The sequence below is a fragment of the Vibrio pelagius genome, assembly GCF_024347575.1.
Classification (GTDB): Bacteria; Pseudomonadota; Gammaproteobacteria; order Enterobacterales; family Vibrionaceae; genus Vibrio; species Vibrio pelagius.
On sequence record NZ_AP025504.1, the window covers coordinates 1303323 to 1317289 of the forward strand.

At 45.5% G+C, this 13967-nt stretch carries 9 protein-coding genes; 5 read left to right on the forward strand and 4 right to left on the reverse strand.

Features of this window, described 5'->3' with window-relative positions:
• Nucleotides 1-2 precede the first annotated feature (2 nt).
• The 3 genes from vsple_RS19855 (at nucleotide 3) to vsple_RS19865 (ending at nucleotide 4623) form a co-directional block, all read left to right on the forward strand.
• Nucleotides 3-3122, forward strand: coding sequence for an efflux RND transporter permease subunit (locus vsple_RS19855; protein ID WP_261883553.1), 3120 nt, complete (start codon nucleotides 3-5; stop codon nucleotides 3120-3122).
• Nucleotides 3123-3194: 72 nt separating this feature from the next.
• Nucleotides 3195-3737, forward strand: a complete 543-nt coding sequence (gene copI, locus vsple_RS19860) for a copper-resistant cuproprotein CopI (protein ID WP_261883554.1) — start codon at nucleotides 3195-3197, stop codon at nucleotides 3735-3737.
• A 292-nt stretch (nucleotides 3738-4029) separates the two neighbouring features.
• Nucleotides 4030-4623 (forward strand): hypothetical protein, encoded by a 594-nt coding sequence (locus vsple_RS19865; RefSeq protein ID WP_261883555.1) that lies wholly within the window; start codon nucleotides 4030-4032, stop codon nucleotides 4621-4623.
• 139 nt (nucleotides 4624-4762) lie between these two features.
• Here the strand turns inward: vsple_RS19865 and vsple_RS19870 are convergent, their stop codons facing one another.
• The 4 genes from vsple_RS19870 to vsple_RS19885 form a co-directional block, all read right to left on the reverse strand.
• Entirely contained in the window at nucleotides 4763-6523 is a 1761-nt protein-coding gene (locus vsple_RS19870) for a sodium:solute symporter family transporter (protein ID WP_261883556.1), read from the reverse strand.
• 474 nt (nucleotides 6524-6997) lie between these two features.
• The gene (locus vsple_RS19875) at nucleotides 6998-7624 is read right to left on the reverse strand and encodes a bifunctional 4-hydroxy-2-oxoglutarate aldolase/2-dehydro-3-deoxy-phosphogluconate aldolase (RefSeq protein ID WP_255231997.1); all 627 of its coding nucleotides are present in this window, start codon (nucleotides 7622-7624) and stop codon (nucleotides 6998-7000) included.
• Between the two features lie 130 nt (nucleotides 7625-7754).
• Complete coding sequence (gene kdgK / locus vsple_RS19880) at nucleotides 7755-8693, reverse strand: 2-dehydro-3-deoxygluconokinase (protein WP_255231996.1); 939 nt, start codon at nucleotides 8691-8693, stop codon at nucleotides 7755-7757.
• A 34-nt stretch (nucleotides 8694-8727) separates the two neighbouring features.
• Entirely contained in the window at nucleotides 8728-9063 is a 336-nt protein-coding gene (locus tag vsple_RS19885; protein WP_255231995.1) for a cupin domain-containing protein, read from the reverse strand.
• Between the two features lie 332 nt (nucleotides 9064-9395).
• On the opposite strand from vsple_RS19885, the gene vsple_RS19890 reads away from it, so the two are divergent.
• Together vsple_RS19890 and vsple_RS19895 are read left to right on the forward strand one after the other, a co-directional pair.
• The gene (locus vsple_RS19890) at nucleotides 9396-11579 is read left to right on the forward strand and encodes a heparinase II/III domain-containing protein (protein WP_261883557.1); all 2184 of its coding nucleotides are present in this window, start codon (nucleotides 9396-9398) and stop codon (nucleotides 11577-11579) included.
• A gap of 2 nt (nucleotides 11580-11581) precedes the next feature.
• Entirely contained in the window at nucleotides 11582-13732 is a 2151-nt protein-coding gene (locus tag vsple_RS19895; RefSeq protein ID WP_261883558.1) for a heparinase II/III domain-containing protein, read from the forward strand.
• Nucleotides 13733-13967 lie beyond the last annotated feature (235 nt).

Below are 13967 nucleotides of genomic sequence, written 5' to 3' on the forward strand. Positions count from 1 at the left end.
TGATGATTAATGCAATTATTCGCTGGTCGATCAGCAATCGATTCTTGGTGCTTGTCGCCACTATCGCTCTGACTTTAGGTGGCCTCTACAGTGTGAAGAATACGCCCGTCGATGCCATTCCGGATCTTTCTGATGTGCAAGTTATTATCAAAACCAGCTATCCGGGACAAGCGCCGCAAGTGGTAGAAGATCAGGTGACCTATCCGCTTACTACAGCAATGCTCGCAGTACCTGGCGCTGAAACCGTTAGGGGCTATTCGTTCTTTGGTGATTCGTACGTTTATATCATCTTCAACGATGACACCGACATGTATTGGGCACGTTCAAGGGTATTGGAGTATCTGAGCCAAGTCGCGCCTAAGCTGCCAGTCAGTGCTAAGCCAACACTTGGCCCAGACGCGACCGGTGTGGGCTGGATCTACAGTTACGTTCTACAAGACAAAACTGGTCAGCATGATCTGGCGGAACTTCGTAGCCTGCAAGACTGGTTCTTAAAGTATGAGCTGCAAACCGTCAATGGTGTGTCTGAAGTGGCGACGGTTGGTGGCATGGTTAAGCAGTATCAAGTGCAAATTGATCCCGCTAAATTGCGTGCCTACGACCTCACACTGAAGCAGGTCAACAATGCTATTCAAAGCGGTAACCAAGAAACAGGCGCATCGGTTATTGAAGTGGCCGAAGCTGAGCATATGGTGCGCACGTCGGGCTATTTGAGTGGCATTGACGATCTCAAAGCATTGCCTTTGAAAGTGACCGCTAAAGGTACACCGTTATTACTTGGTGATATAGCTGACGTGAATCTTGGCCCTCAGATGCGTCGCGGTATCTCAGAGCTTAATGGAGAAGGTGAAGCCGTTGGCGGAGTCATCGTGATGCGCTTTGGTGAGAACGCCAGTGAGGTGATCGCACAAGTAAAAACCAAGCTTGATGATTTACAACGTAGCCTGCCGGATGGGGTTGAGATTGTTGCGACCTATGACCGATCAACATTGATTGACTCAGCAGTAGAAAACCTTTGGCAGAAGCTTGCTGAAGAGTTCTTGGTGGTCGCGATTGTGTGCGCGTTATTCCTATTCCATATTCGCTCATCATTAGTCATCGCATTGAGCCTTCCAGTTGGTATTTTGTCGGCATTTATCGTGATGCACTGGCAAGGAATCAACGCCAACATCATGTCTCTAGGCGGGATCGCAATTGCTATCGGCGCTATGGTTGATGGCGCGATCGTGATGATTGAGAACGTGCATAAACACATTGAGCGCACACCGCTGAATGATAACAATCGGTGGCAAGTGATAGGTAAAGCTGCTGAAGAAGTGGGGGCACCGCTTTTCTTTTCACTGCTTATTATTACGTTGAGTTTCGTGCCTGTGTTTGCTCTAGAAGGTCAAGAAGGCAAGATGTTCTCACCGCTGGCGTTTACTAAGACGTATGCAATGGCGGCGTCTGCGGGCTTAGCGATTACCTTAGTGCCTGTGCTTATGGGTTACTTCATTCGCGGTAAGGTACTTCCTGAGCATAAGAACCCAATCAATAAAGGTTTGGTCGGTCTATATCGCCCATTGCTTAATCTAAGCTTGCGTTTCCCGAAAACGATCATCGTGGTAGCACTGGCTTTGATGGCATCTGCGTATTACCCAACCAGTAAGCTAGGCAGCGAGTTTATTCCACCGCTGGATGAAGGCGATTTGATGTACATGCCGACGACCTATCCGGGTATCTCGATAGGTAAAGCGCGTGAATTACTCCAACAAACGAACAAGTTGATTAAAACCATTCCTGAAGTCGAAACGGTGTGGGGCAAGATTGGCCGAGCAGAAACAGCGACCGATCCCGCGCCACTAACCATGATCGAGACGGTGATTCAGTTTAAACCGAAAGACACCTGGCGTGACGGTGTCACACCGGAGTCGCTGCGTGATGAGCTCAATAACCTGATTCAATTCCCGGGCCTAACCAATGCTTGGGTAATGCCAATCAAAACTCGTATCGATATGTTGGCGACGGGGATTAAGACTCCAATCGGGATCAAGATTGCAGGACCTGATCTGAAAGTGATCGAGAAGATAGGGGCAGATATTGAACCTATTCTTAATGACTTACCGGGAACCGCGTCTGTCTATGCGGAGCGTGTAGCCGGTGGTCGTTATGTCACTATCGACATTGATCGCCGAGCTGCTGCGCGTTATGGCCTAAACATCGCTGAAATACAGCAAGTGATATCAACAGCGGTAGGCGGAATGAATGTCGGTGAGACGGTAGAAGGTTTAGAGCGTTATCCGATTAATGTTCGTTACCCGCAAGAGTATCGTGATTCGGTGATCAAGTTGCAAAACCTGCCTTTGATAACTGCGAATGGTGCGCGCATCGCGTTAGCCGACGTCGCTGACGTGCGTTACGAAGATGGTCCGCCAATGATCAAGACGGAAAATGCGCGTCCAAACGGTTGGGTATTTGTCGATATTGCAGGGCGTGACTTAGGAACTTATGTAGAAAATGCCAAGCTTGCCGTGGCAGAACAACTAGAGCTTCCTGCTGGTTACTCGCTGGCTTGGTCTGGGCAATACGAATATATGGAGCGAGCGAAGGAGCGCTTGAGCATTGTGGTGCCAATCACTATTGCAATCATCATGCTCTTACTTTACTTGAGTTTCCGACGTGTTGGAGAAGTCATGGTAATCATGCTGACTTTACCGCTCGCGATGGTTGGCGGGGTGTGGTTGATGCATTACCTCGACTACAACTTCTCGATAGCCGTAGGCGTTGGTTTTATTGCCTTGGCTGGCGTTGCAGTGGAGATAGGAGTGATTATGTTGGTGTATCTCAACCAAGCGTGGAATTTCAAAAAACAAGACCACGAGAATACGCACACACCGCTGCAGCACAAGGATCTGCTGGATGCGATTCGTGAAGGGGCTGGTTTACGAGTTCGCCCGGTGATGATGACGGTTCTGACGGTAATCATCGGTTTGATTCCAATTATGTACGGGCAGGGTACAGGCTCTGAAGTCATGCAGAGAATTGCAGCCCCAATGATAGGAGGTATGGCCTCAGCGTTACTTCTGACTCTGCTGGTGATCCCCGCTATTTTTGTTTTGTGGAAACAGCGAGACCTGAAATAGGTTCTCTCTAGGTTATTAAATTAAATGGCCCGGTGAGACTTTCGCTGGGTCAAAACAACATTAGGAATTATTATGAAAAAGACAATTATCGCTTTGAGCTTAACTCTATTTACTTCTTCTACTTTTGCAGAGATGGACCACTCTAAAATGGACCATGGAAAGATGGTTCACAGCTCGATGAATCATGAAATGATGGACCATTCTACTATGGATCACTCGAGTATGATGGGAATGCAACGTACATCTAGTGTAGGGATGCCAGCGAATGGCGCTAAACCAGACAAAGTGATTCATGTGGTCCTCAATGACGACAAAACCATCACTTTCAAAAAAGAAGTTAAGATCGAGCCAAACGATGTGGTGCAGTTTGTGGTAATGAATGCAGGCAATGAGCCTCATGAATTCTCGATTGGTAGTAAAGAAGAGCTAGAGAGCCACCGCAAAATGATGGCAGCAATGGCGGGCATGGAACATGACACCAAGAACTCTATTGTCGTAGAACCCAAAAAGGCCCGTCAGTTTATGTGGCACTTCCACGGTGACAATAACGTTGAATTTGCGTGTAACTTTAAAGGGCACGCTGAAGCGGGTATGACGAAGTCAATGAAGATTTAAATTGAGATTGGTATAACACAAAGCTATTGCAAAAATCCCAATCATGGTGATTTGAGAAAACAGTTCGTTGTTGAAGCAGTTGCGAAATTATCACCCGAGCCAGTTTCGCAGGAGCAGGCGTAGCATCGACGATTCGTTGTGATGAGTTATACCATTTAATACTTAGGGTGCCTATTATCTCGTCACTTGAAGAGATAATAGGTTCTCATAGAAAGGCTCTCTCCAAAACAGTCGGCGGATGATGTTATGCTTGGCAGTCCGTCGAGAGTAAGAAGAGATTAAAGGACAGAGAATGAGTAACCTTACATCCAAGCAAGAGGCAGCTTTGGCGACCTTTAAAGAGAACCTGCATTTACCCAATGGTGGTTTTCACACATTGATCACTGAGCTGGGTAAGGAGTACCAACTTCCTTTTCAAAAAGTCCGTTCTGTCGTTAAGCAAACACAGCAGGACGTTGAGCGTCGTATTAAATCTGATATTGAGACAATTGACGCTGACGCGCTCACTCAGGCGGGTTGGATCGCTGCGATCAGAGAAGAGCTCGAAGAGCTGGCCAAAGAGACGGAATCCGTCATGGACAAGCTCAAGGCGAACACAAAATATTTAAACGTCATTACCGCGATTGAAGGCTCAATTTCAACTGAAGACGAACGTGAAGAGTGGATCGAACAGCTGATTCAAGTCTACGAAAAAGAGGTGTTGAAACCACTGCTGGCAATGCTACGCACGACTAAGTTGTATTGGACGCTAATGCTGGTGGATGAAACTTGTAAGATGACGTTAGAGCAGCGAGAGAAATTTGCGGATTATCCTCAACATATGCAAGCCGCAGAACACTTGTACGAATTAGACCAAAAGCTTAGAGCGAAGGCACTTACACAATAGGGCCCTAACCATAAATGTCTTTCGTTTCATGGCAAAGAAACGCTCTTCACTGTTAAGAGTTAAGAAACGATAAAAAAATGCCCAAGCACTTCTGCTTGGGCGTTTTGATTTCATTGGTAATGTTTACCTAAGAATTATCCTATTTCATTGCCGCTGGCTCATCGAGCTTTTTTACACCACCGCGAGCGGCGTTAACCAGTAGCACACCGACTGACAGTACAATCGAACCACACAGTAGGAATAGAGCGCGACCAGTGATGTCATTTGGAATCAGAGCCATTGCCAGGATGCCGAAACCTGCAGTACAGATTAGTTTACCAAGCATTGAACGCTGTTTTGTGTCTAGGTTCTGTTGCTCTTGAGACTCTGCCACAACCGGTGTGTTCCAGTTCTCGAATAGCTTCTCAACTTCCGCTTCACGCTCAGGTGTACGACCTTTGTAAACCAGTGTTGTCGCTAGGAAGAAGCCACCAGTGAACACAACGTGTGCTGCTAAGCTCAGTGCTACTTTCAAATCAGACCATTCACGACCCGTTAGTGCGTGTTCTAGGTTAAACCAGTTCTGTACGTCTTCAGCTTGTAGAGAGATACCGAAGATGTAAGAAACGAAGCCACCTACAATCAGTGTTGCCCAACCAGCCCAGTCTGGAGTCTTACGAACCCACATACCTAGAAGCACAGGGATAAGCATCGGGAAACCAATCAATGCACCAACGTTAAGTACGATGTCAAATAGGCTTAGGTGACGCAGTGAGTTGATGAACAAGCCAATACCGATGATGATGAAGCCCATCATTACCGTTGTTGCTTTACTTACTACTACCAGCTCTTTTTGTGTCGCTTGTGGGCGAACGATTGGGCTGTAGAAGTTCATCACGAAGATACCTGCGTTACGGTTTAGACCAGAGTCCATAGAAGACATGGTCGCTGCGAACATTGCTGACATTAGAAGACCAACCATACCTGCTGGCATTACGTTTTGTACGAATGCTAGGTAAGCGGCATCTGCGCCAACTGAACCGTATTGTTCTGCGAAGTCAGGCATGAATGCACTTACGTACCAAGCAGGTAGGAACCAAATCAGTGGACCAATAATCATTAACACACACGCTAGGCCTGCTGCTTTACGTGCGTTTTCGCTGTCTTTTGCACATAGGTAACGATAAGCGTTGATGCTGTTGTTCATTACACCGAATTGTTTAATGAAAATGAATACAATCCACAGAATGAAGATGCTCATGTAGTTCAGGTTGTTACCAATCATGAAGTCGCCATCGAAGTTCGCAACGATATTGCTGAGGCCGCCACCGTGGAAGTATGCTGCAACTGCACAGGTGATTGTCACAGCCATGATAACAAGCATCTGCATGAAGTCAGATGCAACAACGGCCCAAGAACCGCCGGTTACCGCCATCAGCATAAGTACCAGACCTGTAACAACAATGGTTGCTTCCATCGGAATGTTGAATACAGCAGCAACAAAAATTGCGAGACCGTTCAACCAGATGCCTGCTGAAATCAAGCTGTCAGGCATACCAGCCCAAGTGAAAAATTGCTCTGAAGTTTTACCAAAACGCTGACGAATTGCTTCGATTGCGGTAACAACGCGAAGCTGGCGGAATTTTGGAGCAAAATAGATGTAGTTCATGAAGTAGCCAAATGCGTTGGCTAAGAATAGGATTACAACGACGAAACCGTCGCTGAACGCGCGTCCTGCGGCACCTGTAAACGTCCATGCTGAAAACTGTGTCATGAAGGCGGTTGCACCAACCATCCACCACAACATTTTGCCTCCCCCCCTAAAGTAATCACTTGTTGATGTTGTGAACTTACGGAACATCCAACCAATGGCTACAAGAAAGAAGAAGTAGGCAAGAACAACAAGAGTATCAATAGTCATTTTTTCAGCCTTTTAAGTGTGATCATTAACTGACTCCTAGATTACTCTTTTATAGGTATATTTGTACTACAATATGCTTTTATTGTGATCCAAACCAAGAGCTTTTTGATATATAAAAATATTGACAAAGCCATGACATACGGGGCTTTAAAAATGATTTTGTAAAGATTGATTTACAAAACTAATGTCTTTTGTTTGTGATTATTTGTAATACTATTAGTTCCATTTTAAATCATAGAGTTAGATGTTAAGAGTGTGACTTCGTTGTTGAGAATATATAATGTTTATCCATTTTGGATTAGAAGTTTGTTTTTAAAAAAGTAGGTTGCGGTGGTTCTTAAAGCGACTAAAAACAAGAGCCTTAGGCGCGTGACTTCAAACATTGTCATCCTATCGAAGTATGAATCAGAAGTAGCTTAAACCAAAAAAGCGAACCAATAGGCTCGCTTTGAAGATAATATGCAATCAAATGAATTATTTTGCGACGTGATTCACTGCGTCACGTACAAGTGCGCCAAGCTCGTCCCACTTACCTTCGTCAATGAGTTGAGTTGGAACCATCCAAGTACCGCCACATGCAAGTACAGAAGGGATAGATAGGTATTCGTCAACGTTCTTCAAGCTAACACCACCAGTTGGCATGAATTTAACAGGGTAAACCGCTGTTAGAGCTTTAAGCATGCTTGTGCCGCCAGAAGGCTCTGCTGGGAAGAACTTAAGTGTGCGTAAGCCCATTTCCATTGCCTGTTCAACTAGGCTTGGGTTGTTTACACCAGGAACGATAGCAACGCCTTTGTCGATACAGTATTGAACCGTGCGTGGGTTAAAACCTGGGCTTACGATGAAATCAACGCCCGCTTCAATAGATGCGTCAACTTGCTCGTTAGTCAGAACAGTACCAGAACCGATTAGCATGTCTGGGAACTCTTTACGCATGATGCGAATCGCTTCGATTGCGCATTCTGTACGTAGCGTGATTTCTGCACATGGCATGCCGTTTTCAACAAGCGCTTTACCTAGAGGGATAGCGTCTTCAGCACGGTTGATAGCGATTACAGGAATAACTTTCAGGTTAGCCAGTTGTTCATTTAATGTCGTCATGGATAATATCTCACGTATAAATTGACCGATAAATTTTTTATTATCAGTGCCTTAAAATCTATTGTTCAGTCTAATCTTCGGCTTTAATTGAGCATAGCATGACGCTTCATGACGTCATGCTCACACCAAGTTAAGAAGACAGAGACAGTGTTGGCATAGCTTCTTTTGGAATAATCGCACCTTGGTGCTGAATCACTGCGCCAGCGACACAGTGGCCTGCAAACGCAGCGTCACGGGCATTGCCACCACAGAAGCGCTTGGCTAAGAAACCAGCACTGAAGGAGTCACCAGCAGCTGTGGTATCAATAACCTTGTCTACTGGGTTAGGAGCAACATAATGCGCAGCATCCGCCTCAACTACTAGGCAGTCTTTACTACCACGTTTAATGATGATCTCTTTAACACCGCTTTTCGTTGTGCGCTCAATACACTGCTCAATGCATGTGTCGCCATAAAGCTCTTGCTCATCATCGAAAGTCAGTAGTGCGATGTCCGTGAATTTAAGCAGTTGTAGATACCAAGATTGCGCTTCTTCTTCATTTTTCCAAAGCTTTGGACGGAAGTTGTTGTCAAAAATAACTTGACCACCTTGTTTCTTGTACTCTTCCACAAACGTCAATAGGGCGGTACGACCTGTCTCTGTCAGAATCGCTAATGTAATACCGCTTAGATAAAGCGCATCATAAGAGAAGAGTTTATCTAGCACTAATGATGCATCATCACCGTCAAGTAAGTATTTTGCTGCTGCGTCATTGCGCCAATAATAGAAGCTACGCTCGCCTGTTTCATCGGTTTCAATGTAGTAAAGACCTGGCTGCTTGTCATCGATCTGTTTGACCAAGCTCGTGTCTATGCCTTCTGCATTCCACTTATCCAGCATATCTTGGCTGAATGGATCATTGCCCAGTGCGGTAACATAGCTTGTTTTAATGTTGTGATCTTGGGTTAAGCGAGATAGGTACAAAGCCGTATTAAGTGTATCACCACCAAATGTTTGCTTAAGCCCATCATCTTTTTTCTGTAGCTCAACCATACACTCGCCAATGACCGCGATATTAAATGATTTCATGTGCTTACCTTAGCAACTGAGGTTGCGCTATTAATTATTTTAGGAAGTCTTCGCGAGCTGGGTTGAAGATATCAAGAAGAATACTGTCTTGCTCAAGAGCAACAGCGCCGTGCATCATGTGCTTACGTGCAAAGTATGCGTCACCTTCTTTTAGGATTTTCTTCTCGCCTTCGATTTCTGCTTCAAAGCTACCGCGAACTACGTAACCAATTTGATCATGAATTTCGTGAGTATGAGGGTGACCAATCGCGCCTTTGTCAAAAGATAGGTGTACAGCCATTAGATCGTCAGTGTACGCCACGATCTTACGCTTAATACCGCCGCCCAGCTCTTCCCAAGGTTGCTCGTTATTGATAAAGAATGCGTTCATTGTGTGTCTCCAAAGCGTGTAATTTTTTTATGTGTTCATTAAGTTGTATCCATCATAAGTGATTAGGTCTAATTGTAATACAATATATCTAGAAATGTGTGATATTGATCAAGCGCTACTTTCTATAGCGTTGTAAAATCAAAGACTTAACAGAACTCTGGTAATTATCATTGACTATTTAGATCAAGGGTTTAGTGAGATTTATGTGATTCTGCTCATCATTTCACGATGAATAGCTGGGATTAAACCTCATATTGTATTACTTTATATGAAGTTTAAGAATTAGATTGAAATTCAAATATAGAAACTCTTCATCGAGGGTGATAAAGAACATGACTACACAACCAATATTACTAACGGACGCGGAAATTGAAGTACTTCATTTAGAAGTTGGTCGTCCAAGTTTAATGGGCAAGACGATCGCAGCGAATCAAAAAGAGCTGGAAGCCTTCATGCGCTTGCCTATTGACGTGCCAGGGCATGGCGAGGCGGGTGGTTACGAGCACAACCGTCACAAACAAAATTACACATACATGAACCTAGCTGGTCGTTTGTTCCTTATCACTAAAGAGCAGAAGTACGCTGATTTCGTTACTGAACTATTGGAAGTATACGCAGATAAATATTTGACGTTCGATTTTCATGTTCAAAAGAACACGAACCCAACGGGTCGATTGTTCCACCAAATTCTAAACGAACATTGCTGGTTAATGTTCACTAGTTTGGCGTATTCGTGCGTTAAGTCTACTTTGACGCAAGAACAACGCGACAATATCGAGTCTCGTATCTTCGAACCTATGCTTGAGATGTTCACGGTTAAGTACGCACATGACTTTGACCGCATCCATAATCATGGTATCTGGGCTGTCGCAGCTGTGGGTATTTGTGGTCTAGCCCTGGGTAAACGCGAGTACCTAGAGATGTCTGTATACGGCCTTGATCGTAACGACACAGGCGGTTTCCTAGCGCAAATCTCTCAACTGTTTGCACCTTCTGGTTACTACATGGAAGGTCCTTATTACCACCGTTACGCGATTCGCCCAACGTGTGTGTTCGCAGAGGTGATTCACCGTCATATGCCAGAAGTAGATATCTACAACTACAAAGGTGGCGTGATCGGCAATACAGTACAAGCAATGCTTTCAACGGCTTACCCTAATGGTGAATTCCCAGCACTGAACGATGCTTCACGTACGATGGGCATTACCGACATGGGCGTACAAGTCGCGGTTAGTGTTTACAGCAAGCACTACGCAGTGGATGGCAAGGTTGATGAAAACATCCTAGGTATGGCGAAAATTCAAGACGCAGTATGGATGCATGCTTGTGGTCTAGAGCTTTCTAAAGCGTATGAAGCGGCAACGGCTGAAAAAGAAATTGGTATGCCTTTCTGGCCAAGTGTTGAGTTGAATGAAGGTCCAGAAGGTCACAACGGTGCGCAAGGCTTCATCCGTATGCAAGACAGCAAAGGTGATGTGTCGCAGCTAGTGATGAACTACGGCCAACACGGAATGGGTCATGGCAACTTCGATACACTGGGTATTACCTTCTTCAACCGTGGTCAAGAAGTGCTGCGTGAATACGGCTTCTGTCGTTGGGTGAACGTTGAGCCAAAATTCGGTGGCCGTTACCTAGACGAAAACAAGTCTTACGCACGTCAAACTATTGCACACAACGCGGTAACAATTGATGAGAAATGTCAGAACAACTTTGATGTTGAGCGTGCAGATTCTGTTCACGGCCTGCCTCATTTCTTCAAAGTAGAAGATCAAAAAATCAATGGTATGAGCGCATTTGCGAACGATCACTACGATGGTTTTGACATGCAACGCAGTGTGTTCATGCTAAACCTTGAAGGTCTAGAATCTCCGTTACTATTAGACCTATACCGCCTAGATTCAGAGAAAGGCGAGCATCAATACGATTACTCTCACCAATATGAAGGGCAGATTGTTCGTACTAACTTCGATTACCAAACAAACAAAGAGCTACACACATTAGGTGATGACTTCGGTTACCAACACCTATGGAATGTAGCAAGTGGCGAAGCGAACGAGACAGCACTAGTGAGCTGGCTACAAAACAACACTTACTACACATGGTTAGGTACAAGCTCGAACGACAACGGTGAAGTTATCTTTACTCGTTCTGGCGCGAATGACCCAAGCTTCAACCTACGTTCAGAGCCAGCGTTCATTCTACGTAGCAAAGGCGAAACTACGCTGTTTGCTTCGGTTTTAGAGACGCACGGTTACTTCAACGAAGAGTTTGAGCAATCAGTAAACGCTCGCGGTCAAGTACAAGATATTAAAGTACTTGCGCACAACAACATCGGCTCTGTTGTTGAAATTGAAACAAATACCTCTCGTGTGACAGTGATGATCAGCAACCAATTGGGTGCGACTGACACTACTGAACACAAAGTCGAATTAAATGGCAAAACGTACAGCTGGACAGGCTTCTACTCTCTAGAAGAGAACCTAATTGACTCAACTGCAGCTGGTCAGGAGAAATAATAATGAGCTATCAACCACTTTTACTGAACTTTGAAGAAGCAGCAGAGCTTCGTAAAGAACTTGGCAAGGATAGCCTATTAGGAAAAGCACTTACCCGCGATATCAACCAAACTGACGCTTATATGGCAGAAGTAGGTATCGAAGTTCCGGGTCACGGCGAGGGCGGCGGTTACGAACATAATCGTCATAAGCAAAACTACATCCATATGGATCTAGCGGGTCGTCTGTTCCTTATTACAGAAGAGACCAAATACCGTGATTACATCGTAGATATGCTAACGGCTTACGCGAAGGTGTACCCATCGCTAGAGAGCAACACTAGTCGTGACTCAAACCCACCGGGTAAGATCTTCCACCAAACACTGAATGAAAACATGTGGATGCTGTACGCTTCATGCGCATACAGCTGTGTTTACCACACGATTTCTGAAGATGAAAAAACGCTGATTGAAAACGACCTATTCAAGCAGATGATCGAGCTGTTCGTTGTGACATACGGTCACGACTTCGACATCGTGCACAACCACGGTCTATGGGCAGTAGCGGCTGTAGGTATCTGTGGCTACGCAATTAACGATCAAGAATCGGTAGATAAAGCGCTTTACGGCCTTAAGCTAGATAAAGTGAGCGGCGGTTTCCTAGCACAGCTAGACCAACTGTTCTCGCCAGACGGCTACTACATGGAAGGTCCGTACTACCACCGTTTCTCACTGCGTCCGATCTACCTGTTTGCAGAAGCAATTGAGCGTCGTCAACCTGAGCTTGGTATCTACGAGTTTAACGATTCAGTCATCAAGACAACGTCTTACGCGGTATTTAAGACGGCATTCCCAGATGGCACGCTACCGGCACTAAACGATTCATCGAAGACGATCTCTATTAACGATGAAGGCGTGATCATGGCAACATCTGTGTGTTACCACCGCTACGAGCAGACTGAAACGCTACTTGGCATGGCTGATCACCAGCAAGACGTATGGGTTCATATCTCAGGTAAAACACTATCAAACGCGGTTGAAGCAGCAGACGAAATCAAACCATTCAACTGGGGTAGCCTGTTTGTGACTGATGGTCCGAAAGGTGAGAAGGGCGGCGTGAGCATCCTTCGTCACCGTGATGAGCAAGACGATGACACAATGGCTTTGATTTGGTTTGGTCAGCATGGCAGCGACCATCAGTACCACTCTGCGCTAGACCACGGTCACTACGATGGCCTACACCTAAGTGTGTTCAACCGCGGTCACGAAGTTCTGCACGATTACGGCTTCGGTCGCTGGGTAAACGTTGAGCCTAAGTTTGGCGGTCGTTACATCCCAGAGAACAAGTCTTACTGTAAGCAGACTGTGGCACACAACACAGTAACGGTTGACCAAAAAACTCAAAACAACTTCGATACAGCATTGGCTGAGTCTAAGTTTGGTCAGAAGCACTTCTTTGTGGCAGACGATCAGTCTCTACAAGGCATGAGCGGCATAATCTCTGAGTACTACACAGGTGTTGATATGCAGCGCAGTGTGATTCTTGCGGAGCTTCCTGAGTTTGAAAAGCCACTAGTGATTGATGTGTACCGCATTGAAGCAGATGCTGAACATCAGTACGACTTACCAGTTCACCATTCTGGCCAAATCATCCGTACTGACTTCGATTACAACATCGAAAAAACGCTTAAACCACTTGGCGAAGATAACGGTTACCAGCACCTATGGAACGTGGCTTCAGGCAAGGTGAGCGGTAGCTCTTTGGTTAGCTGGTTGCATGACAGCAGCTACTACAGCCTAGTAACAAGTGCTAACGAAGGCAGTGAAGTGATTTTTGCTCGTACTGGCGCGAACGATCCAGACTTCAACTTGAAGAGCGAGCCTGCACTTATCTTGCGCCAATCGGGTCAAAACCATGTGTTCGCTTCTGTACTAGAAACACACGGTTACTTTAACGAGTCTATCGAAGCCTCTGTTGGCGCTCGTGGTCTTGTAGAATCTGTGTCTGTTGTGGGCCATAACAGTGTCGGGACTGTTGTTCGCATTCAGACCACCTCTGGCAACACTTACCACTACGGTATCTCGAACCAAGCTGAAGATGTTCAGCAAGCAACTCATACAGTTGAGTTCGCAGGTGAGACTTACTCATGGGAAGGTGCATTCGCTAAGCTTTAATAGCTCAAACAGCGAATAACGATGAATCGGGTGTCTTCGGACGCCCGTTTTTTTATTCGGATTTTTATCTTAATTGGCGGTTTCTGATTTGTGATAAATCAGAGGCTACAAGAAATTAGTATTGAGAGGACTGGCAATAACAACCTAGTTAGCGGAAAGCCGCGATGTGAAATGCAAATGACTAGGTCTGTCTTGGTGTTGCTGCTACGAGTGAAACGTGGCGATGTTTCTAGTG

What these genes read in the sequence shown, in the direction of transcription:
- vsple_RS19855 (WP_261883553.1), top strand. Translation starts at nt 3, where the DNA reads ATGATTAATGCAATTATTCGCTGGTCGATCAGCAATCGATTCTTGGTG.
- copI (WP_261883554.1), top strand. Translation starts at nt 3,195, where the DNA reads ATGAAAAAGACAATTATCGCTTTGAGCTTAACTCTATTTACTTCTTCT.
- vsple_RS19865 (WP_261883555.1), top strand. Translation starts at nt 4,030, where the DNA reads ATGAGTAACCTTACATCCAAGCAAGAGGCAGCTTTGGCGACCTTTAAA.
- vsple_RS19870 (WP_261883556.1), bottom strand. Translation starts at nt 6,523, where the DNA reads ATGACTATTGATACTCTTGTTGTTCTTGCCTACTTCTTCTTTCTTGTA.
- vsple_RS19875 (WP_255231997.1), bottom strand. Translation starts at nt 7,624, where the DNA reads ATGACGACATTAAATGAACAACTGGCTAACCTGAAAGTTATTCCTGTA.
- kdgK (WP_255231996.1), bottom strand. Translation starts at nt 8,693, where the DNA reads ATGAAATCATTTAATATCGCGGTCATTGGCGAGTGTATGGTTGAGCTA.
- vsple_RS19885 (WP_255231995.1), bottom strand. Translation starts at nt 9,063, where the DNA reads ATGAACGCATTCTTTATCAATAACGAGCAACCTTGGGAAGAGCTGGGC.
- vsple_RS19890 (WP_261883557.1), top strand. Translation starts at nt 9,396, where the DNA reads ATGACTACACAACCAATATTACTAACGGACGCGGAAATTGAAGTACTT.
- vsple_RS19895 (WP_261883558.1), top strand. Translation starts at nt 11,582, where the DNA reads ATGAGCTATCAACCACTTTTACTGAACTTTGAAGAAGCAGCAGAGCTT.